Consider the following 21,829-nt stretch of genomic DNA (forward strand, 5'->3'; position numbering starts at 1 on the left):
GATCGTCGAAGCCCGATCTTCTTTCCCGTCCATCGCCGAAACGCAAGCCCGGGCGGTGGCTCGGGGCTTGATCTTAATCGCGGTCGGCCACTCTGCGGCCGGTCTTGCGCGGACGCCGTGCTGGGCGCGCCTGCGCGTGGCCCATCTCGTGCATAGCCAGCGCCTTCTCGCACTTACCGATATAGTCGCGGGTGATGGGCACGGCATCGTTCTTCAACGAAATCTGCAGCTGGAACACCATCAGGTCCTGCCAGCGGAACGCGGCTTCCGACCCGGCGAGATAGAAATCCCACATCCGCGCGAACCGCTCGTCGTAGATCTCGACCACGCGTTCGCGTTGCGCCAGGAAGCGCTCGCGCCAGTGCTTCAGCGTTTCCGCGTAGTGCAGCCGCAATATCTCGACGTCTGTGACCATCAGGCCCGCCTTCTCGATATGCGGGAACACTTCCGAGAGAGCCGGAATGTAGCCGCCCGGAAAGATATGCTTGCGAATGAAGGCATTGGTCGCGGTCGGTGGCCCCGCCCTGCCGATCGAATGCAGCACCATCACGCCATCCGGCTTCAGGAGCGCAGCGCAGCGGTCGAAGAAGGCGCGGTAGTGGTTGACGCCGACATGCTCGAACATGCCGACCGAAATGATGCGGTCGAATCGCTCCCGCAGGTCCCGGTAATCTTTCAGTTCGAAGTGAACCCGGCTTTCCAGCCCCGCATCGTGTGCGCGGTCGGTGGCGAGCGTATGCTGTTCGGAGGAAAGCGTAATGCCCAGCACATTCACGTCGAAGGTGCCGGCGAGATAGAGCCCCAGCCCGCCCCAGCCCGACCCGATATCGAGCACCTGTTGGCCCGGCTGGAGCCGCATCTTTGCGGCCAGATGTCGCTTCTTTGCCAGTTGCGCCTCTTCAAGCGTCATGTCCGGCCGCTCGAAATACGCGCAGGAATACTGCATGTCTTCGTCGAGGAAGAGCCGGTAGAATTCACGCGAGAGGTCGTAGTGGTGCTGGACGTTTCGTCTTGAGCGCGTCGCCGTGTTGAGCTGCTGCAGCCGTCGGAACACGACGCGAATGCCTTCGATCGCCTTCGTCCAGGCTGCATCGATCCCGTCCGGCCCCATATTCTGGTAAACGATCCGCAGGAACTCGAGCACATCGCCTTCGACGAAGTCGATCTCGCCATTCATGTAGGCTTCGGGAAATGCCAGCGTCGGGTCGAGAAGGATTGCGCGCTGCGCCTGATGGCTCTTGACGACGACGTGGACCGAAGCACCGCTTCCGTCGCCGAAGGTCTCGACCGTCCCATCCGGCGCGGTCACCTTGAGGTTGCCGGTCCGAACCAGCCGTTCGACAACACCTTGCAGCAATGTGTTCATGTCACTCGCTCACGTACGTTGCCACCCGTCGCAAGAAAGCCAGATTACGAAACCCCGCAGAGTGAAAAAGTTCCTCTTTTGCGTCAGCGAATGGTCCAGTGAAAAAAATGCCCGGCCGTTTCCGGCCGGGCATCGCAATCAGTTCGATTAAAGCCGGATCAGGCTTCTTCTTCGTCCCCTTCGAAACCGTCTTCGTTCGGGTCGAAGAAGGCGTCGGGACGGGCGTTCTCGTTGATGTCGTCGCCGTAGATGGCTTCGGCCGAATCCAGCTTCTCGCCGGCGGCCTGACGCTCGGCTTCGTCCGCCGAGCGGGCGATGTTGAGCGTGATCGTCACTTCCACTTCCGGATGCAGCGCCAGCGCGACATTGGAAAGGCCGATGGTCTTGATCGGCTGGTTCAGCTCGACCTGGTTGCGGCCGACCGAGAAACCTTCGGCGGTCAGGATGTCGGAGATGTCGCGCGTCGACACCGAACCGTAGAGCTGGCCGGTCTCGCCGGCCGAACGAACGACCACGAAGGTCTTGCCGTCGAGCTTGTCGGCAACCTCCTGGGCCTCGGACTTGCGCTCGAGGTTGCGGGCTTCGAGCTGGGCGCGCTGGCCTTCGAACTTCTTGTTGTTGGCTTCGTTGGCGCGAAGGGCCTTGCCCTTGGGCAGAAGGTAGTTACGGGCAAAGCCGTCCTTGACCTTGACGGTGTCGCCCATCTGGCCGAGGCGGGCAATGCGCTCGAGAAGAATGACTTCCATGGTTGTCTCCTGTTCGCGCCCTGGCGGCGCTGATCTGTGGAAACAGGCAGGGAAGCTGTTGGGGGCACTGTTGCCGCCGGGTCGCTGTCCTGCCTGTCCTGGCAGTTAGGGCCGTCAGGCCCAACTCGGATTTATGGTTCCGGTCCCTGCGCCGTTCGCAGAGGCGGGCGAGGGGCGGCGGACCGCCCCTCGGATAATCACTTCACGACGTAGGGCAGCAGACCCAGGAAACGCGCGCGCTTGATCGCCTTGGCGAGCTCGCGCTGCTTCTTCTGGCTGACGGCCGTGATGCGCGACGGCACGATCTTGCCGCGCTCGGAAATGTAGCGCTGCAGCAGCCGCACGTCCTTGTAGTCGATCCGCGGCGCATTGGCGCCGGAGAACGGGCAGGTCTTGCGGCGGCGATGGAAGGGGCGCCGGGTCGGGATCTGGTTGATGTCGACCATTATTCTGCAGCTCCTTCAGACTGTGCCTGCTCGCGCGGACGGCGCGGACCACGGTCGCGGTCGCCACCACGGTCGCCGCCGCGATCGCGATCGCCGAAGCGCGGGCGGTCGCCGAAGCGGCCTTCGCGCTCGCGGTCGTCGCGCTTCTGCATCATTGCCGACGGGCCTTCCTCGTGGGCTTCGACGCGAATGGTCATGAAGCGCAGCACGTCTTCGGACAGACCCATCTGGCGCTCCATCTCCTGGATGGCAGCGGCCGGAGCCGTGATGTCCATGAGCGTGTAGTGCGCCTTGCGGTTCTTCTTGATGCGGTAGGTGAGGGACTTGAGTCCCCAGTTCTCGACCCGGCCGAGGGAGCCGCCATTCGCTTCGATCACGCCCTTGTACTGTTCCACAAGAGCCTCGACCTGCTGCGAGGACAAATCCTGGCGGGCAAGAAACACATGTTCGTAAAGAGCCATATTGTCTTGCCTTTCTTCGTTTCTCTGTCCGGTTCCCGGCGGCTAAAGCCTCTGCAACTTCTCTTGTCCCGCATTTGGCGGGCGAAGAAAGGAGCACGACGAGACGGTCGAGAGCGGAGACACGGGAGGCGGAAGAGCTTTTGCCTTCACGCGCGCCATCAGAAGAATGACACGGCCCTCCGTTCAGCCCCAGCTGGGACCGGCAGATTGGCGGGGTCTATATGGGTATTCCGCTGCTTTTGCAAGCCGGCACTGCCGTCAGGCTTTTGGTCCCACAAAGAATGCCGGCAAAATGTGGCGTCACCACGCGGTTCGGCCCTGCTGTTGCGCGATAAGCGGGGCTTCAAGCTGCGGGAAGAAACGGCTGGCGCCGTGGCGCGCACCGAACATTACGTCGTACTGGATAAGGCGATAGTCGCGTAGCAGCGGGTCGACCACGCTTTGGCTCCAGCCCTCGGTGGGGCTGCCGTTCTTGTCGACGAGCAGATGCCGGTCGATCACATGCCAGCGGTCGTAGGCGGTGCTCAGGAACCCGGTATAGTAGGGGTGCTCCATCCCTGCGGCCTGCAGCAGATGCAGCGGCAGGAAAGCCGGACTCAGTGTCCCGGCCTGCTTCACCGATCCGGTGCGGTTGGACCAGATGACCAGCGGCGTCTCGCGCTCGCGCGTCAGCTTCGCCGCGTCGCCAAAGCGGTTACTGACCGTGCGCTCCATGAAGCCGGTGGCGACATAGGTCTGACCGAGCGGCGGCAGATGGTCGCCGAAAAAGACGACAATGGTTTCCCGGTCGCGGTTTTCGGCCCATTCGAGAAGCCGGGCGAGCGAACGGTCCGAGTCCATTATGCCTTCGGCGAAGCTGCCGATCGCGCCGCGTGCTGCCTCGCCTGCACCGGTTTTCACCGTGACCCGGTCGTCCGGATAGCGGTTCGGCTCATAGGGGCCGTGGTTCTGCAGGGTCACCGCGAATGCGAATATCGGGTCAGCGGAGGCGTCGACTTCCTTGATGATCAAGTCGGTCAGCGCTGCATCGGAGGCCAGCCGGCCACGCTTCTCGAGCGGCTCTATGTTGTCTTCGGACAGGAAACGGTCGAAGCCGAAGGCTTCATAGACATTGCCGCGGTTCCAGAACCAGCTCTGGAAAGGATGCATGGCGAGCGTGGCGTAGCCCTTCTGCGAGAGAAAGCTTGCCAGCGACGGCATCTCGCCACGCACATATTGCTGATAGGGGATGCTGCCATAAGGCAGGAAGGCGTTGGAAAAGCCTGTCAGCGCCTCAAACTCCGCATTGGCGGTCATGCCGCCGAACTCCGGCGAGAAGATGTGGCCCGACTGCATGGAGCGTGTGAAGGCAATCGGGTCGGGCGTGATGGTCACACCTGGAAGCCGCGTCGGGTCCCAGAACGACTCGCTCATCACCATGACGATGTCAGGCCTGCGCGTGGACGCGTAAGCGACGGGCGCCGGCGCCGGGATCGCATTCATCGATGCGGGGCTGTAGCCGGGCGGCGGGCTCACATTGGCCATCGGCACGTTCAGGGCGAACGCCATGACGAGGCCGTTGTGACGGTAATTCGCGGCCTGGTCCCACATCATGGGTTCGATATTGAGGGCCGAGCGCAGCGGCGAATGGCGCGCATAGTCCATCTGCATTGCAAACAGGACCAGAAGCGGCACGGCCAATGCCAGCCGCACGATTCTTCCCACGGGGCCCGTTACAGGGAAAACCCGCGACCGGAACCACATCGCCGCCAGCGCAGCCCCGGCGGCTATCGTACTTGCGACGATCAGCAGGCCGGCGATGGGGCGCTCTGCGACCATCAGGGGCAGTAGTTCCACGATCTGGCGCGCGTAGAGGAAATCGGTCGGATAGGGCGGGTCGCCAAGATAGAACCGCTTCTGGGAGCCCACCCAGGCCAGCAGCAGAAGCAGGGGAGCCAGCAACAGCACCGACTGGCCACTCCGACGGGTGAAAGCGTCGAGCCCCAGAAGAACGAGAGCGATGGCCGCGATCGTTGCCAGTGCGGGCCTTGTGGGATCCGTGATGAAACCGACGGCGTCGCCTGCGGATCCGCGCAGGATCGTTTCCATAAGGAAGGTCAGCGTCACGGCCGCCAGCATGATCGCCGCCACATAGGCGAAACCATGCGCCAGCCTGTTCAGGCTGTTGAAAGACGAAGTATCGGTTAGGCCCGGAGCGACCGGGTCGACGATGCGGCTCAATCCACGGTTCCTTGTCGCGGGCGCGTGTCATCTAGTTGTCATAAAACTGTCATCCAGGCCAGAGGTTGCCTTGGCCGGCAAAGAAGTTTCGGATCGCAGGCAAAAGCACGACACTTGACCTGTAGCCGCGCTTGCGCCACACGCTGGCGCAAAGAACGCAGGGAGAAACGCCATGTCGATCGCCTTTACCTTTCCCGGTCAGGGCAGCCAGGCCGTGGGAATGGGCAAGGATCTCGCAGACGCCTTTCCCGAGGCGCGGGCGGTCTTCGATGAGGTCGATGACGCACTCGCGCAGAAGCTCTCGACGCTGATGTGGGAAGGGCCGGAAGACGAACTCACGCTGACGGCCAACGCCCAGCCGGCCCTCATGGCGGTGTCGCTTGCGGCAATCAGGGTACTCGAGGCGCGGGGCCTGTCTCTCAAGGACAAAGTAGCCTATGTGGCTGGCCACTCGCTGGGCGAATATTCGGCGCTGGCGGCGGCCGGAACGTTCTCCATCGCCGATACGGCGCGGCTGCTTCGCATTCGCGGCAACGCCATGCAGGCTGCGGTTCCCGTCGGCGAAGGTGCGATGGCGGCAATCATCGGTCTCGAGCAGGCCGACGTCGAGGCCGCCTGCGAGGAAGCCGGCAAGGGTTCGGTCTGCCAGATCGCCAACGACAATGGCGGCGGCCAGCTCGTCATTTCCGGCGCCAAGCCGGCGGTTGAGCACGCGGCGCGCATTTGCACCGAGAAAGGCGCCAAGCGTGCGCTCATGCTCCCGGTTTCCGCGCCTTTCCACTCGGCTCTTATGCAGCCGGCAGCGGACGCCATGCGCGAAGCGCTGGCGGGTGTGGTCAAGAATGCCCCCGTCGTGCCGCTCGTTGCCAACGTTGTCGTGCGCCCTCTGAGCGACCCGGACGAGATTGCTGCCCGGCTGGTGGAACAGGTGACCGGTCGCGTGCGTTGGCGCGAAACCGTGGAATGGTTCGGGCAGAACGGCGTGACCACGCTTTACGAGGTTGGGGCCGGAAAAGTGCTTTCCGGCTTGGCGCGCCGCATCGACCGCAACATCGCTACGGCCAATATTGGCACGTCTGCCGACATCGACGCGGCATTGGCCGAACTTGGCCAGGCTTGAGAGAAGGATTTCCCATGTTTGATCTTGGCGGCCGCAAGGCGCTTGTAACCGGCGCAACCGGAGGCATCGGCGAAAGCGTTGCCCGCACGCTTCACGCGGCTGGCGCGACCGTGGGGCTGCACGGAACCCGGATCGAGAAGCTGGAGGCTCTTGGCGCCGAGTTGGGCGATCGCGTGAAGCTGTTTCCCGCCAACCTCTCCGACCGCGACGAGGTCAAGGCGCTGGGCCAGAAGGCTGAGGCAGAGCTGGAAGGCGTCGACATTCTGGTCAACAACGCCGGTATCACCCGTGATGGCCTGTTCGTGCGCATGTCCGACGAGGACTGGGACGCGGTGCTCGAGGTGAACCTGACGGCGGTCTTCCGTCTGACCCGCGAATTAACGCATCCGATGATGCGCCGCCGCTTTGGCCGCATCGTCAACATCACCTCCATCGTCGGCGTCACGGGAAATCCGGGGCAGGCCAACTATTGTGCCTCCAAGGCCGGCCTCATCGGCTTCTCGAAGTCGCTTGCCCAGGAGATCGCCACCCGCAACATCACCGTCAATTGCGTTGCGCCCGGCTTCATCGAATCGGCAATGACCGAGAAGCTGAACGACAAGCAGAAAGACGCGATCATGGGGGCCATCCCGATGAAGAAGATGGGGACGGGCGAGGACATTGCCGCATCCGTCCTCTACCTCGCATCCAACGAGGCCGGCTATGTCACGGGGCAGACACTTCACGTCAATGGCGGCATGGCGATGATCTGATAACGGCCATGCGGCGGCGAATTTGGTCTTTGACCGTGAAGTGTTTTCGTGTAATGCCGCCGCTCCATGGCGAATGAACGCCGCCTTCGGGAGCTTCAGGACTGATCAATACGGGCAGGAAATAACCGGTTGAAACCGGGATTATCCCCACCCTATGCTCCCATCTTTCAGCTTGATTACCGGCAATCGTGCCGCTAACGAAGTCCCACCAACTTTTTGAAGTCGAGGGTTTGCAAATGAGCGATACCGCAGAACGCGTCAAGAAAATCGTTGTCGAGCATCTGGGCGTCGATGCCGACAAGGTCACCGAGGGCGCGAGCTTCATCGACGACCTCGGCGCAGACAGCCTCGACACCGTCGAGCTGGTCATGGCTTTTGAGGAAGAATTCGGCGTCGAGATTCCCGACGACGCTGCCGAGACGATCCTGACCGTCGGCGACGCGGTCAAGTACATCGACAAGGCGTCGGCCTGACGCCTTCGCCGCGCGACTTGACCAAAGCCAGATCAGAGTGAAGCGATGAGACGCGTCGTCGTCACCGGTATGGGACTGCTTTCGCCGTTTGGCGTCGGCGTGGAACATGCCTGGAAAGAGATTCTGGCCGGGAAGAGCGCCGCGCGGCGTGTGGACACTTTCGAGGTGGACGATCTTGCCTGCAAGATCGCCCACGTCATCCCCCGCGATGGCGGGGACAATGCGTTCGATCCCGATCGGTTCATGGAGCCGAAGGAGCAGCGCAAGGTCGGCGACTACATCATCTATGGCGTTGCCGCGGCCGATATGGCTCTCAAGGATGCCGGTTGGCATCCGACAAGCGCCGACGACCAGAACGCCACCGGCGTGATGATCGGCTCTGGCATCGGCGGTATCGAAGGCATTGCCGAGAACGCGCTGATCCTGCAGGAAAAGGGGCCGCGTCGCATCAGCCCCTTCTTCATCCCCGGCAACATCATCAATCTCGTATCCGGGCAGGTTTCGATCCGCCACGGCCTCAAGGGGCCGAACCACGCGGTCGTCACGGCCTGCTCAACGGGTGCGCATGCGATCGGCGATGCCGCGCGCCTCATCATGTTCGGCGATGCCGACGTGATGGTGGCAGGTGGCGCAGAATCCCCGGTTACACGGCTTTCGTTGGCTGGCTTCGCAGCCTGCAAGGCGCTCTCCACCGCCCGTAACGACGATCCGCAGAAGGCATCCCGCCCCTATGACAGGGATCGCGATGGCTTCGTGATGGGCGAGGGCGCCGGCGTGGTGGTGCTGGAAGAACTCGAGCATGCCAAGGCGCGCGGCGCGAAGATTTATGCCGAAGTCGTGGGCTACGGTCTGACGGGCGACGCCTACCACATTACGGCCCCGGCTGAAGATGGTGATGGCGCGTTCCGCTGCATGACCGCAGCGTTGAAGCGTGCCGGGCTATCCCCGGCGGATGTCGACTACATCAACGCCCACGGCACATCCACGATGGCCGACACGATCGAGCTTGGCGCCGTCGAACGGCTGGTTGGCGATTCTGCCTCCAAGGTGTCGATGTCATCCACGAAATCTGCGATCGGTCATCTGCTCGGCGCTGCCGGTGCGGCCGAGGCGATCTTCTCGGTACTTGCCATTCGTGACAATGTCGCTCCGCCGACCATCAATCTCGACAATCCCGAGAGAGAGACGGCGATCGATCTGGTTCCCAACGCGCCCCGGCAGCGTCAGATCGATGTTGCGCTCTCCAATTCCTTCGGCTTCGGCGGCACCAATGCGTCGCTGGTGTTCCGCAGGTATGAAGGCTGAGCGGCCACTTCTTCGGCCGCATCGCCAATTTCGCCATATTCCGGCTTAGCTTCGGTTCGCTGAATCGGACAGTGTCGGCTTGAAGGAGTGCCGGGAGGCCATGACGAGCAATCCTGCGGACGATGGCGCTATAGCCAGCCAGCATCAATCCGGGCCCAAGCCCATCGTGCCGAAAAGCGCCAGCGAGGCGCTTCGCCCCCAGGCGGGGACACCTCCGCCGCGTCGCTCGCGCCGTTCCCGCAGCCAGGTCGTCGTTTTTCTGAACTTCCTGATGTCGTCGATCGTGCTGCTGGTCATCGCGGCCTTTGTCGCGGTCTGGTTCGGCAAGACCACCTTCGAAGGCCCAGGGCCGCTGGCCACGCCTGACACGTTCCTGATCAAGCCCAATACCGGCGTCACCGAAATCGCGGACCAGCTTCAGCGCCGCGACATGATCAGCGACGCGCGCATCTTCCGCCTCGGGCTTCGCGCATATCGCAACGACGGCCGCCTGCAGGCTGGCGAATACGCTATTCCCGCCCGCGCTTCGATGCACGACATCATGGAACTGCTGGTCAGTGGCAAGTCGATCCTTCATTCGGTCACCATCCCCGAGGGGCTGACCGTGGCTCAGGCCTTCGCGCGCATTGCCGCGGCAGAGGAACTCGAAGGCGAGATGCCTGCCGAGATGCCGGCTGAGGGATCGCTGGCAGCCGATACGGTCCGATTCACCCGTGGCTTGAAGCGCCAGGATGTCATCGACCGCCTCTCCGCGGACCAGAAGAAGCTGGTGGAAAGCATCTGGGAACGCCGGTCGCAGGACCTTCCCATCTCCGACATCAATGAGTTTGTCACGCTCGCGTCGATTGTCGAGAAGGAGACCGCCAAGGCGGACGAACGGTCGCGCGTCGCCTCCGTGTTCATCAACCGGCTGGAGCGCGGCATGCGCCTGCAGTCCGACCCGACGATCATCTACGGCATCTTCGGCGGCGAGGGGAAGCCGGCGGACCGTCCCATCTATCGCTCGGATATCGACAAGCCCACGCCCTACAACACCTATACGATCGACGGGCTTCCGCCCGGGCCGATCGCCATCCCGGGCCGTGCATCGCTTGAAGCGGTCGCCAACCCGTCTAGGACCGAGGATCTCTACTTCGTGGCGGACGGCAGTGGCGGGCATGCCTTCGCGACCACGCTGGAGGAGCATAACGAGAATGTCGCGCGCTGGCGGCGGATCGAAAGGCAGCGCGCGGAGGCAGCAGGCGAAGCGGAGGAGAGTGACGCCGCAAACGAGTGACGACGCGAAATGGGGGCAGGGGACGCCATGGGTTTGCAGAGCATGACCGGCTTCGGCCGGGCGGTCGCCGACAACGCCGGCGCGGCGATTGTCTGGGAGTTGAAATCCGTCAACGGCAAGGGCCTTGAGGCGCGGTTGCGGCTGCCGCCGGGTTGCGAGCGGCTGGAGCAGCCTGTCCGTCAGGCCATCCAGAAGCGCTTCTCGCGCGGCAATGTGCAGGCGAGCCTCACGCTCACGCGCACCGGCGCGCAAGCCCAGCCGGTTGTCAACGATGAGTTCCTGAGGGATCTCGCCGGCCTTGCTAGGCGATTGAGGAACAGTTTGGCGTCGCGCCGGCAACGGCCGATGGCCTGTTGGCCCTGCGGGGCGTGCTCGATGCGCCGGAAGCAGCCGAGAGCGAAGAGGCGCGTGCGGAACTGGATGCCGCCATTCTCGCCACGCTCGATGCGGCACTGGCAAGCCTTGAGACCGCACGCCGAGACGAGGGGGCAGCGCTTGGCGAACTGCTTCTCGGGCATCTGGGGGCCATCCAGTCTTTGACGGAGCGCGCCGAGGCTGACCCGTCGCGTGAGCCGACCGCCATCCGTGCCCGCCTTGCGGAGCAGGTGAAGGCGCTTCTCGAGACCGGTGCGCCGCTCGACGAGGCGCGTCTTCACATGGAAGCCGCCTTTCTTGCCACCAAGGCGGATATCCGCGAAGAGATCGACAGGCTGAAGACGCATGTCGCCTCCGGCCGGGCGCTGATCGCCCAGGGTGGACCGATTGGCCGCAAGCTCGATTTCCTTTCACAAGAATTCAACCGGGAATCGAATACGCTCTGTTCCAAGTCCAATGCGGCCGCAGTGACGGCCATCGGGCTGGAGCTGAAATCCGTCGTCGATCAGTTCCGCGAGCAGGTTCAGAATCTGGAGTAGCCCATGGCGGATACGCCCCTTATCGCTTCGATCCGCCGTCGCGGGCTCATGCTGGTGCTGTCGTCGCCTTCCGGTGCTGGCAAGTCGACGATCGCGCGCAATCTGCTCGAAAGCGATCCCGCCTTCGAATTGTCGATCAGCGTAACGACGCGCGCGCGGCGCGGCAGCGAAATCGACGGCCGGCACTACCATTTTCGCTCCAGGCGCGATTTCGAGTTCATGCGTGATAACGACGAATTGCTCGAATGGGCCGAAGTCCATGGCAACTTCTACGCCACGCCCCGCGCGCCAGCCGAGAAGGCGCTCGCCGAAGGGCGGGACATGCTGTTCGACATCGACTGGCAGGGCGCGGAACAGTTGCGCGATCAGATGCGCGCCGACATCGTTTCGATCTTCATCCTGCCGCCCTCGATGCGAGAGCTCAAGGAGCGGCTGCGCCGCCGCGCAGAGGATCGTGACGAGGTCATCGCGGCACGGCTTGCCAACGCGCGCGCCGAGATCGAGCACTGGCGCGACTACGATTACATCGTCATCAACGAGGATCTGGACACGGCGTTCGCCGAGGTGGAGGCGATCGTCGCGGCGGAACGCCTGCGTCGGGACCGCCGCCCGGGCCTGTTCGATTTCATCTCTGGCCTGCTGGACGAGAAGCTGGAGTAAATTCTTAAGACACGGTGTGCATTCTGCGGGCGGCTTTGTTCGCCGGGCATGACGCACGGCCTGTTTGACGATGTACCGCGCATGATGTGCCGGGCGCATTGCCGGAGTGAACATGTCCGTCTTGCCGCCCGCAAACCTCGCGGCCCTGCAGCTTCTCCAGCAATCCAACCTCTCGTCTTTTTCCGCCGTGGGACGGGAGCGTGATCCCGCGAACGTCGGCATCCCCGCGATCGCTGCATCGCCCGCGCAGCCGCAACAGCCGGACCCCATGTTCAGCGCGAATTCCATCGACGTGAACCAGTTGAAGGTTCACTTCATGGAGCAGGTCGGCAAGGGTCTTGGGCTGGACGTCGATGATTTCGAGTCAGCCTCCGCCTTTGGACAGGCCATCAAGGAAAAGGTGCTCACGATAACGCGGTCACCGGGCGGCGAAATGGTCCTGCGGAAGATCGCGGAGGATACGGGCCTCGACAAGCTTGGCATCTCTCTGATGGACTTCGCCAACGCCCTTATCGACCCGAATGGCAGCGCTGCCGAAAGACTCGATGATGCGCTGAGAGAATACGCAACTGCGGAAGCTGGAGACACCTTGGCGGACGGCCCGGTCAGGTTCGACGAGATCGGCATCTACAGCTTCATCTGATAGCGGGGTCGTCGCCGCCATAGATCAGATCGCGTTGGCGAGCGTCACGAACTCTGCAACCGACAGCGTCTCTGCACGGCGCGTGCCGTCGATCCCGGTGGCCGCCAGCAGGCTCTCTCCGCCGATCCCCTTCAGGCTTTGCCGCAGCATCTTGCGCCGCTGGCCGAAAGCAGCCTCCGTCACGCGCGCGAGCTTCCTGCCATCGGCGGGCAACGGCTGTGTACGCGGCACGATGTGAACCACCGCGGACGTAACCTTGGGCGGCGGCGTGAACGCCTGCGGCGGCAGGTCGAAGATGATCCTTGCCTCCGTGCGCCATCCCGCGAGCACGCCCAGCCTGCCATAGGCGTTGTCGCCAGCCGCCGCCACGATACGTTGCGCCACTTCCTTCTGGAACATCAGCGTCATCGACGAATAGAAGGGAGGCCAGTCGGCGACGGTCAGCCAGCGGATCAGCAACTCGGTGCCGATGTTATAGGGAAGGTTGGCGACGATCCTGACGTCCTGCGCGCCTTCGGCGAGCGCCGGGAAGTCGGTTTTCATCGCGTCGCCCGCAATCACGTCGAGCCGACCGGGATAGTGCGCCGCGACCTCGGCAAGTGCGGAAAGGCAGCGCTCGTCGCGCTCGATAGCGATGACCCGCGCCGCGTCGTGAGCCAGCAGCGCGCGCGTCAGGCCGCCCGGGCCGGGGCCGACCTCGATCACGGTGGTCGATGACAGATCGCCAGCCGCCCGCGCGATCTTGCCGGTCAGGTTGAGGTCCAGCAGAAAATTCTGTCCGAGCGATTTTTTCGCGCGCAGTTCGTATCGGTCGATCACCTCGCGAAGCGGCGGCAGCCCGTCTATGGTCATCGACGCGCGGCCTTTGCATCGGCCATCTGCCGGGCCAGCCCCAGCGCCGCGATCAGGCTGTCGGGCCGCGCGGTGCCCTTGCCCGCTATGTCGAACGCGGTGCCATGGTCCGGCGAGGTGCGGATGAAGGGCAGGCCGAGCGTGACGTTCACGGTCTCGTCGAAAGCGAGCGCCTTTGCGGGGATGAGAGCCTGATCGTGATACATGCAGATCGCCACGTCATAGGCTGCGCGGGCACGGGCATGGAACATCGTATCCGCGGGCAGGGGCCCCCGGGCATCGATGCCTAGCCTGCGAAGCTGCTCCACGGCAGGGCGTACGACGTCCTCGTCTTCCCTGCCCATGGCGCCGTCTTCGCCTGCATGGGGGTTCAGCCCCGCGATCGCAAGCCGCGGATTGTCTATCCCGAACTTGTCGCGCAGATCGGCCGCCGTGATCGAAGCCGTCTCGACGATGAGCGCCGTCGTCAATGTCGGAGCAACCTTGGCCAGCGGAATATGGATGGTGACCGGCACGGCCCGCAGTTCGGGACCTGCAAGCATCATGACGGGTGTCGCCGACGATCCTGCGATCGTCTCCGCAAGATGACCGAGGAATTCGGTATGTCCGGGATAACCGAACCCCGCATCGTAGAGCGGCTTCTTGGCGATCGGGCAGGTGACCAGCGCATCCGCTCGGCCCGAGACGACGAGCCTGACCGCAGTCTCGATGGCTTCTACGGTGCCGGCTGCGTTGACCGCGTTGGGATTGCCTGGTGAATCCAGAAACGATGCATCGAGCGGAACGATTGGCAACGCATCCGCAAATGCGGCGCCTGCTTCCTCGGGCGTTACCGTCGCGATCTTGACCGGCAGGCCCATGCGACTGGCCCGCGCCTCGACGAGTGCGGGGTCGCTGAGCAACAGAAACGGAGGCGTTTCGTCCTGCTTGCGCCGGCGCCATGCTTCGATGGCGATCTCCGGGCCGATGCCCGAAGGATCGCCCGATGTCAGAGCAAGTATGCCCACGCCCGCCGGTCCTGCCTGCTGGTTTCGATCGAACGTCAGCGCCTGATAATCTGGGCCTTGGCGCGAAGTTCCTCGGTCAGCTTCTTAGACGTGTCGTTATTGTCTTCGCTGCTGCCGCTGCCTTCGGCCTGAAACACCATCTGCGCGACCCGATCGTCGGAGACCTCACGCGCGCTGCAGATGCCGATAAATTCCGCGCCGCGCTCGGTTTCGCGCACGACCGTCGCGGAACCGGCCTTTGCCGCCTTCACCTCTTTTGCCCAGTCCGACGGCAGTTCCGGCTCCAGGACGCGACCCAGATCGCGCACGGTGACATCCAGCAGGCCCTTGGCGAATTCGCGGGTCGTCTCGCAGTTCTGGAAACGCTGGCGCATCGCTTCAGCCTCGCGTTTGCGCGCGCCAAGCTTGGCGCGGCGTTCGGATGCCGGCACCACAAAGATAACCTGCTGCAGCATGTATTCGGTCGCGGACGGCTTGTCGCCGCCCTGCTGAAGCATGCGCTGAACGGCGTCCTGCTCGCTCATCTGGCTGGAGCGCGACTGCTGGCTCAGCACCTGCGACCAACCCATCTGGGAGCGGATGAACTCCCGGAAGTGCGCCTTGGTGACGCCGGACTGGTTCAGCACCTGATCCATCTGCGAGGGCGACATGTTGTTCGACTTGGCGAAGCGCTCGTAGGCACCTGCCACCTGGTCGTCGCTGATGCGGATATTCATCCGCTGGATTTCGGAAGCACGTACCGCCTGGTTGATCATCTCGTCGGCGGCAAGCTGCTGCAGGTTGCCGCGCCGGTTCTGAATGCGCAGGAACGCTGCGCGCCGCTGGATATCGTAGCTCGTCACCGGAACGTTGTTCACGATGTACTTGATTTCGGAAGCTTGCGACGCCGTAGCAGCCAGAGGCGCTGAAAGCCCCGCAAGCATCAGGGCCAGTGCGCAGGTGCGCAGGGTGGATGCAAGCTTTGCCATACTGTGTCTCCCTAGATTGCCAGACACCGCGATTTAGATCATTCCCTGATGGGATTATAGGGCAAAAGCGTGACGCAGGGCGGCTCGAAGTCTTCGCGGCGCTTAAAAAGAGTCCAGAGCAGCCGTCGACGCACCGATATCGCCGATCGTGCGAAGAGCGATCTTGAAGCCGAACGTCTTTTCCTTCTCGACCTCACGGGTTCTGGAATTTCTGGACGCCGTTTCACCGCCAAAGAACGTGAACGAGAAGCATTCGTCGTCGTAGCTGAAGCCGATCGTCTTGCGGGTCATCAAATCGTCTTCGATATCGTAGGTCCCGCTGCCGAACACGCGCCAGTATTCATGCAGTTTGACAGAGCCGCCGCCGCGAACCTCATGCCGGTCTTCCGCATAGCCGTAGTCGGGTTGGGCCTCGATAAAGGAATAGACGCCGGAGATACCGAAATTGGGCGTTGCATACCCAGCGCTGACATCTGTGCGACGCAGCTCGAACGTGTCTTCGTCGAACCGTGCGCCTGCACCCAGCCTCAGGCCGACGGGGCTCGTCAGGTTAACTGCCGTCACGTAGTCCGAGCGATCGGTTTCAAGCCCCGAGGCCGCGCCGACATTGACCAGATCAGGAGACGCATAGGGGTTTGTACCTGCAATGTGGATTGACTGGCCGGCGATGGCAGTTGTGGTCCAGCCATTGGCGAATGCGCCTGAATATCGAATGCCCAAATTGGCGCGAATGCCGCCTTCGATCCGGTCGTAGCCGGCGAACTTGTCGCGCTCGAAGAGGTTCGATGCATCGAAGACGAGGTTCTGCGCGTCCTCGTTGGGAATGCCCAGCACATCGCCGTAAGGCGCGTCAGGCCGCACGAAAACCTGTGCCATGGGCTCCAGCACGTGCGTCGAGCTGGTGGTGGAGAACAGGACCGGCCAGCGCGCTTCAAGGCCTGCCGTCGCCATTGCGCGGTAATACGAGGATCGAATGTCCGCCGTCACGCCGTTGTTGGCGGCGGCGCGCCGTATCGCGTCTTCGGTCAGTCCATCGTAGCTAACGCCGATGGCGTCGCCCCTGGCATGCAGGATCGACGTCAGCATAAGGCCGCCCGGCGCCACATAAGACCGTTTCCACTCGGCCTGCGCGGTGACGCGACCGGATGTGCCGTCGATGCCTGTCAGCCGTGTCCGGTTGTTGCCCGCAACTGAGAAATCGCGCACGTCGAGTTCGCTGCGGTGCACGCCCTGCACGTTGACGTCGATGTTCAGCTCGCCGCCGGCGATCGATTGATCTGGAGTGTAGGAATAATCGAAGGAAGGCAGAACCCACGGCTGGCGCGGATCACGCGATGTTGGCAGCACACGCGCTTCCTGCACGTTGAAGCGATAGCCGCGCAGGTCGAAATAGTTCCGATCGTTCAAACCGGTCAGATAGACTTCATTCGTACGGTTGAGTTCACTGAAACCGGCGATCCCATACCGATGGGAGAAGTTCTTGTCGCTCTGGGCCATGACGTCCCAGCCGAAAGTCCAGCGCGGATTGATCTGAAACTCGCCCTTGGAGCCGACCATGCCCCTGAAGGTTTCGTTGTCGGTAAACGACAGCGGGTCGGGATTTCCCGCTATATCGTTGTAGAACTCTTCGGGGTTGCGCTGGCGAATGCCGGCAACCGTGATCGAATAGGAGCCGTTGTCAAAGCGCTGGCGCCATTCGGCCTCGGCAAGGAAGCCCTGTTTCGAATAGACGGTCGGCTTGAACGTGATGTCGTAGGTTGGCGAGATTCCCCAATAGAAGGGAACAACCACGCCATGCCCGAGGTCCTCATCGGACTTGTAGCTCGGAATCAGGAAACCCGTACGCTGCTTTACCGTCGGGTCGGCGATCTCGAAGGCGGGCAGGAACGCCAGAGGCATGCCGAACATCTCGAAGCGCGCGCGCTCGAAACGAACGGTCTTCGTCTGTCCGTTCCAGATGATCTTCTGCGCCTTCACGCGCCAGACCGGCGCCTTGTCCGGCTTTTCCTCGCAGGGCTTACAGGCCGTGTAGACGCCGTAATTGAAGGTGGTGATGCTGCCGTCGCGGCGGTCGGCGCTTTCCGCGGCGAAATAGGTCTCGTCGGCCGTTTCCACCCGAAGGGTACGCACGAAGGCGTCGCGGAAATCGTCGGTGACATCTATTTCGTCGGAGAAAATCCGCGTGCCCTGCCTGTCGACGATCTCGACATTGCCGGTGGCGATCAGGCGCGAGGTAGCGCGATCGTAGGTAACGCGCTGTGCGACGAGCCGGCTGCCGTCATAGTCGATCTGTACGCCGCCGACTGCGGTGATGGTGTTGCGGTCGTTGTCGTAGACGATAGTATCTGCCTCGAGCAGCATGTCGGCGTCTGGCGACGAGGTCATGCCTTCAAGGTCGATCTGCTGTGCAGTCGCTAAGCCGGGTGCAACGCTGACCGCCATGATGCAGGCGAGCGCCGTCGCACCGATGAGGCGCAAAGTCCGGGCGGACTTGCGATATGTCGCGAGTTCGCCCCTCAACTAACCGTCCTCCTTGTACAAGAGAAAAGTCACCCCGAAAAAACTGGCGATCAGAACCGGAAACCATGCCGCCGCCACAGGCGGCACGAATCCGGCGCTTCCAAACGCCTTGACCAGAACCGAAACGACATAAAGCAGAAAGCCGGCGAGGACGCCACCCAGAATAATCGTTGCCGACTGCCCCATACGGGCGAAGCGCATCGATACCGTCGCGGCAATCAAAGTCATCGCAACGAGCAGGGCCGGCAGCGCCACCAGCGAGTGAAAATGCATCGCGAAGGCGTTCGCGCCGAGGCCGAACGAGCGGGCTGCGGCAATTTTGCGCGGCAACTCGTAGATCGGAATCGTCTCCGGTGCGGCCAGGCGCTCGAGCACGAACTCAGGAGTGAGATTGGTATTGATTCTCACTGTCCCGGCCGCTTCCGGCGTTTCGCCGGTACGGGTCCGCGTCGCTGCGCGCAACTCCCAGCGCCCGTCTCTGAGGTAGGCACGCCGCGCATCGATGCGTTCGTAAAGATCGCCACGTCGGTCGATGCGAAGGAAGGTGGCATCCACGAGCTCGAGCCCGCGGTTGAGAATCCGGCGTGCGCCGATGATCGTTTCGCCTTCGTTCGTTCGCTGCTTGATCCAGGGGGACGCCGGCTGTCCCAAGGCGGTGTCGCTGTCGGTACGAACCTCCACTTCGAGCACCTGGCTGCGCTCGAAACCATTGGCGGCGATCGGGTTGAGAAGCAGAATAGTCACCAAGCCATAGGCGAGGGCACCCAGGCAGATCGGCAACAGAAATTGCCAGGCCGATATGCCCGCCGCACGTGCAACGACGAGCTCGTATTTGCGGTTCAGCGAGACCAGCGTCGTCATGGCGGAAATCAGCGCCACGAATGGCACCGCCTGCATCATGATCATCGGCGTCTGCAGCGTGGCGATGCCGAGCGTCAATCCGACCGAATAGTTAGGCAGCCCGCCCAGTCGCCCGGACAACTCGGTGAAGTTGATGATGAAGATGATCGCCGCGATTCCGGTGAGGAACCAGAAGGTGATCGAGACATAGCGCGTGAACAGATAGCGCCCGAGCGTGAGACCGATCATACGGGGTCTCCCGGAAGCGCGCGCTTGTAGCCGGACAGTCTCACCTTGATTGCGACAAGCTGCTGCTGGAGGCGGGTCCAGATCGTCTGGCCGCGCTCCACCACCGACAGCGGCAGTTCCATCACACGATTGGTCGCGATGAAGAATGCCGCCACACCGCATGCCGCGATGGGCACGCCGTACATCATCGGCGTGAAGGCGGGCACGTTCCACACCTTGTCCGCGGCGAAGAAGCCCGCCCAGCGCACGATCAGCGCGATGGTCATCGTCGTCAGAAGCGGATGAACCCGCGCCTCGCGAAATGAGCGCGAGTCACCCGCTACCGCCAGCGCAATCAGCGCGAACACCATGGGGTAAAGCCATTCGGTGAAGCGCTTGTGCAGTTCCGCCCGGAAGCCCTGGGGCGACTTCTTGAACACCGGATCGTTGGGATCGGGATTCATCAGGTAAGCCAGCGTGCGGTCCTTCGGCAGGAGAGTCGGGCCGGAATTGCTGGCAGTGAATTGCGAGAGATCGAGCGCGTAGGATTTATACTGCACGACGGAAACGCCGTCTGCGGTCTTCCGGTGCACCACCCCATCCTGCATGACCAGAAGATTCGTTCCGTTCAGGTCCACCGTCGCGCCGCTCTTGGCGTAATAGATAAGCTCGATGCCCTCTTCGCGGGTATCCGACACGAATATGCCGCCGAGCCTCCCATCGGGCAGTCGCTCGCCGATCTGCATATTGAGACCCTGCTCGACCTGTTGGAAGGTCCCTTCCTGCACGATGCTGGTGATGAGGTCGGCGCGGGCATCGGAGATCAGCACCCGCAGGCGCTCGCGCGAATAAGGCTCGACGAAATTGTTGACTGCGAACGATACGATGCAGGCTCCGACGGCCAGCAGCAGGATTGGCCGCATCACGGTCATGCGCGGGCTTCCTGCGGCGCTGATGACGATGAGTTCGAATCGGTGTTCATCGTGGTCAGGGTCTGCGCGACCGCGATGCCCACCGCAAAGGGAATCACCACGGGAATGACCGCCGGCAACACCAGCCACGCGATCTCGAAAAAGGTCGCAGCCGACTGGCCGTTGCCGGTCACCACATTGATGCGGGTCAGGATCTGGGTGGTCCATACGATCGCCAGCACCCAGAACAGGGTTGCTACGAAAATGCCCAGCGTACGTCGCAATATGTACTGTTCAACGACCTTCATGCGGCGCGACGTTCCGGTTTCAATTTGACGAGCGTGCGGCGCAAACAAGACCTTTTCCGGCTGCGCGCTACCAGCAAGGCGGCGCGCATCGAAAGCGTGTCCCGTTCGTCGCCCCGTCGGTCCGAGGACTGTCCCCCGTGGCAATTCTGCGGAATTTAGGCGAACAAACTACAAAGAAACAAGGTTAACGATCCCCGATCACGCATAGTGTGATGTGAAGCTTGAGCCGGACTTGTCAAACCGTCCGAAAACGCCACTATCAAAGCAGGCCACTCGGCTTACGGAATTTGCAGAATCAGAAGGCAGTCAGAAAGCTTATGTCCCAACGTCCCTCCATCGCATTCGCCAAGATAGCCACGCCGAAAAAGGGAAGCGTCGTCGTACTGGCGACAGACGGGGGCGGGCTTTCCGAGGCTGCGTCCGCGTGCGACCCGCAAGGCGCTCTCAAGAAGGCGTTTGGCGTAGCGGACTTTTCCGGCAAGCTTGCCACGAGCCTCGAAGTGCTCGCCCCTCAGGGAAGCGATTATGACAGGCTCGTCGCCATCGGCGTCGGCAAGGCGGACGCGCTTGACGAGCGCGCCTGGAACCGCATCGGCGGTGCCGCCTTTGCCGCGGCGAAGAAGACCGGCGAAATCTCGATCCTGGCCGATATCGACGGCGCCGAGGCCTCTGCTGAAGATGTCGCCTCGCTCGCATTCGGCGCGATGCTCGGCGCCTACGCCTTCGACAAATACAAGACGAAAAAGGACAACGGCAAAGCAGATGCCGCCAAGCCGGCGAAGGTCACGATCCTCTGCGCCAACCCTTCCGCGGCCAAGAAGGCATTCGCCACGGCTGAGGCGGTAGCCGACGGTGTGCTGCTCGCCCGCGACCTCGTCAACGAACCTGCCAACGTGCTCGGCACGCTGGAGTTCGCCGACAAGGCGAAGGAGCTCGAGAAGCTCGACGTCAAGGTCGAGATCCTGACCGAGAAGGAAATGAAGAAGCTCGGCATGGCCGCGCTTCTCGGCGTTGCCCAGGGCTCCGCGCGCCCGGCGCGCCTTGCGGTCATGCGCTGGGACGGCGGCAAGGCAAAGGACCAGCCGGTCGCCTTCATCGGCAAGGGCGTGGTGTTCGATTCGGGCGGCATTTCGATCAAGCCCGCCGGCGGCATGGAGGACATGAAGGGCGACATGGGCGGTGCCGCCGCCGTGACCGGCCTGATGCACGCGCTCGCCGCCCGTAAGGCAAAAGTCAACGCCGTCGGCATCATCGGGCTGGTCGAGAACATGCCGGATGCCAATGCCCAGCGCCCCGGCGACATCGTGACTTCCATGTCCGGTCAGACCATTGAGGTCATCAACACCGATGCGGAAGGCCGGCTCGTTCTTGCCGACGCGCTCTGGTACTGCAACGAGCGTTTCAAGCCCCGCTTCATGATCAATCTCGCGACGCTGACCGGCGCCGTGATCGTCGCGCTCGGCAACGAGCATGCCGGCCTTTTCTCCAACAATGACGAGCTTGCAGACCGGCTGCTGGGCTCGGGCAAGGATACGGGCGAGAAGGTCTGGCGCCTGCCGCTCGCGCCCGAATACGACAAGCTCATCGATTCCAAGAACGCCGACATGAAGAACACGGGCGGGCGCAATGCCGGTTCCATCACCGCGGCGCAGTTCCTCCAGCGCTTCGTCGGTGACACGCCCTGGGCGCATCTCGACATTGCCGGCACCGCGATGGGCTCGCCCTCCAGCGAGATCAATCACTCGTGGGCGTCCGGCTTCGGCGTGCGGCTGCTCGACCGTCTGGTTCGCGACCACTACGAGGGCTGACCGCA

Annotated in this window: 18 protein-coding genes and 2 pseudogenes; 9 read left to right on the forward strand and 11 right to left on the reverse strand. The window is 62.8% G+C overall.

The window, feature by feature from the left end:
- Positions 1-73: 73 nt before the first annotated feature.
- The 5 genes from HK436_RS13260 to HK436_RS13280 form a co-directional block, all read right to left on the reverse strand.
- Positions 74-1,366, reverse strand: coding sequence for a cyclopropane fatty acid synthase (locus HK436_RS13260; protein ID WP_173190460.1), 1,293 nt, complete (start codon positions 1,364-1,366; stop codon positions 74-76).
- A 158-nt stretch (positions 1,367-1,524) separates the two neighbouring features.
- A complete protein-coding gene (gene rplI, locus HK436_RS13265) occupies positions 1,525-2,112 on the reverse strand; it encodes a 50S ribosomal protein L9 (protein WP_173190462.1) in 588 nt (195 codons plus the stop codon).
- A 197-nt stretch (positions 2,113-2,309) separates the two neighbouring features.
- Positions 2,310-2,558, reverse strand: a complete 249-nt coding sequence (gene rpsR, locus HK436_RS13270; RefSeq protein WP_173190471.1) for a 30S ribosomal protein S18 — start codon at positions 2,556-2,558, stop codon at positions 2,310-2,312.
- The gene (rpsF, locus tag HK436_RS13275) at positions 2,558-3,019 is read right to left on the reverse strand and encodes a 30S ribosomal protein S6 (RefSeq protein ID WP_173190473.1); all 462 of its coding nucleotides are present in this window, start codon (positions 3,017-3,019) and stop codon (positions 2,558-2,560) included. The genes rpsR and rpsF overlap by 1 nt, the downstream gene beginning before the upstream one ends.
- A gap of 300 nt (positions 3,020-3,319) precedes the next feature.
- Positions 3,320-5,239, reverse strand: a complete 1,920-nt coding sequence (locus HK436_RS13280) for an LTA synthase family protein (protein WP_173190474.1) — start codon at positions 5,237-5,239, stop codon at positions 3,320-3,322.
- A 172-nt stretch (positions 5,240-5,411) separates the two neighbouring features.
- Between HK436_RS13280 and fabD the strand changes: the two genes are divergently transcribed.
- The 8 genes and pseudogenes from fabD (at position 5,412) to HK436_RS13320 (ending at position 12,382) form a co-directional block, all read left to right on the forward strand.
- On the forward strand, positions 5,412-6,359 hold the full coding sequence (gene fabD / locus HK436_RS13285; protein WP_173190476.1) for an ACP S-malonyltransferase: 948 nt from the start codon (positions 5,412-5,414) through the stop codon (positions 6,357-6,359).
- Positions 6,360-6,373: 14 nt separating this feature from the next.
- Positions 6,374-7,111: a 3-oxoacyl-[acyl-carrier-protein] reductase gene (fabG, locus tag HK436_RS13290; RefSeq protein WP_173190478.1), complete on the forward strand. Its 738-nt coding sequence runs from the start codon at positions 6,374-6,376 to the stop codon at positions 7,109-7,111.
- 236 nt (positions 7,112-7,347) lie between these two features.
- Complete coding sequence (locus HK436_RS13295; RefSeq protein ID WP_047143752.1) at positions 7,348-7,584, forward strand: acyl carrier protein; 237 nt, start codon at positions 7,348-7,350, stop codon at positions 7,582-7,584.
- Between the two features lie 45 nt (positions 7,585-7,629).
- The gene (gene fabF, locus HK436_RS13300) at positions 7,630-8,889 is read left to right on the forward strand and encodes a beta-ketoacyl-ACP synthase II (RefSeq protein WP_173190480.1); all 1,260 of its coding nucleotides are present in this window, start codon (positions 7,630-7,632) and stop codon (positions 8,887-8,889) included.
- Positions 8,890-8,989: 100 nt separating this feature from the next.
- On the forward strand, positions 8,990-10,165 hold the full coding sequence (mltG, locus tag HK436_RS13305; RefSeq protein WP_173190482.1) for an endolytic transglycosylase MltG: 1,176 nt from the start codon (positions 8,990-8,992) through the stop codon (positions 10,163-10,165).
- 27 nt (positions 10,166-10,192) lie between these two features.
- Positions 10,193-11,079, forward strand: a pseudogene (locus HK436_RS13310) (YicC/YloC family endoribonuclease).
- 3 nt (positions 11,080-11,082) lie between these two features.
- Complete coding sequence (gene gmk, locus HK436_RS13315; protein ID WP_244648948.1) at positions 11,083-11,739, forward strand: guanylate kinase; 657 nt, start codon at positions 11,083-11,085, stop codon at positions 11,737-11,739.
- A gap of 112 nt (positions 11,740-11,851) precedes the next feature.
- Positions 11,852-12,382: a hypothetical protein gene (locus tag HK436_RS13320; protein WP_173190484.1), complete on the forward strand. Its 531-nt coding sequence runs from the start codon at positions 11,852-11,854 to the stop codon at positions 12,380-12,382.
- Between the two features lie 24 nt (positions 12,383-12,406).
- Here the strand turns inward: HK436_RS13320 and rsmA are convergent, their stop codons facing one another.
- From rsmA to HK436_RS13350, 6 genes and pseudogenes are all read right to left on the reverse strand, one after another.
- Positions 12,407-13,234 (reverse strand): 16S rRNA (adenine(1518)-N(6)/adenine(1519)-N(6))-dimethyltransferase RsmA, encoded by an 828-nt coding sequence (gene rsmA, locus HK436_RS13325; RefSeq protein ID WP_173190486.1) that lies wholly within the window; start codon positions 13,232-13,234, stop codon positions 12,407-12,409.
- The gene (pdxA, locus tag HK436_RS13330; protein WP_173190488.1) at positions 13,231-14,241 is read right to left on the reverse strand and encodes a 4-hydroxythreonine-4-phosphate dehydrogenase PdxA; all 1,011 of its coding nucleotides are present in this window, start codon (positions 14,239-14,241) and stop codon (positions 13,231-13,233) included. Before pdxA ends, rsmA begins: the two co-directional genes overlap by 4 nt.
- Positions 14,242-14,276: 35 nt before the next feature.
- Positions 14,277-15,209, reverse strand: coding sequence for a SurA N-terminal domain-containing protein (locus HK436_RS13335; protein ID WP_173190490.1), 933 nt, complete (start codon positions 15,207-15,209; stop codon positions 14,277-14,279).
- 102 nt (positions 15,210-15,311) lie between these two features.
- Positions 15,312-17,729, reverse strand: coding sequence for an LPS-assembly protein LptD (locus HK436_RS13340; RefSeq protein ID WP_312860597.1), 2,418 nt, complete (start codon positions 17,727-17,729; stop codon positions 15,312-15,314).
- The gene (gene lptG, locus HK436_RS13345; protein WP_173190491.1) at positions 17,730-18,818 is read right to left on the reverse strand and encodes an LPS export ABC transporter permease LptG; all 1,089 of its coding nucleotides are present in this window, start codon (positions 18,816-18,818) and stop codon (positions 17,730-17,732) included.
- A pseudogene (locus HK436_RS13350) lies at positions 18,815-20,016 on the reverse strand (LptF/LptG family permease). The gene lptG and the pseudogene HK436_RS13350 overlap by 4 nt, the downstream one beginning before the upstream one ends.
- A gap of 317 nt (positions 20,017-20,333) precedes the next feature.
- Between HK436_RS13350 and HK436_RS13355 the strand changes: the two are divergent.
- Positions 20,334-21,824, forward strand: coding sequence for a leucyl aminopeptidase (locus HK436_RS13355; RefSeq protein WP_173190493.1), 1,491 nt, complete (start codon positions 20,334-20,336; stop codon positions 21,822-21,824).
- Positions 21,825-21,829 lie beyond the last annotated feature (5 nt).

This window comes from Neoaquamicrobium sediminum (assembly GCF_013240295.1).
GTDB classification, from domain to species: domain Bacteria; phylum Pseudomonadota; class Alphaproteobacteria; order Rhizobiales; family Rhizobiaceae; genus Aerobium; species Aerobium sediminum.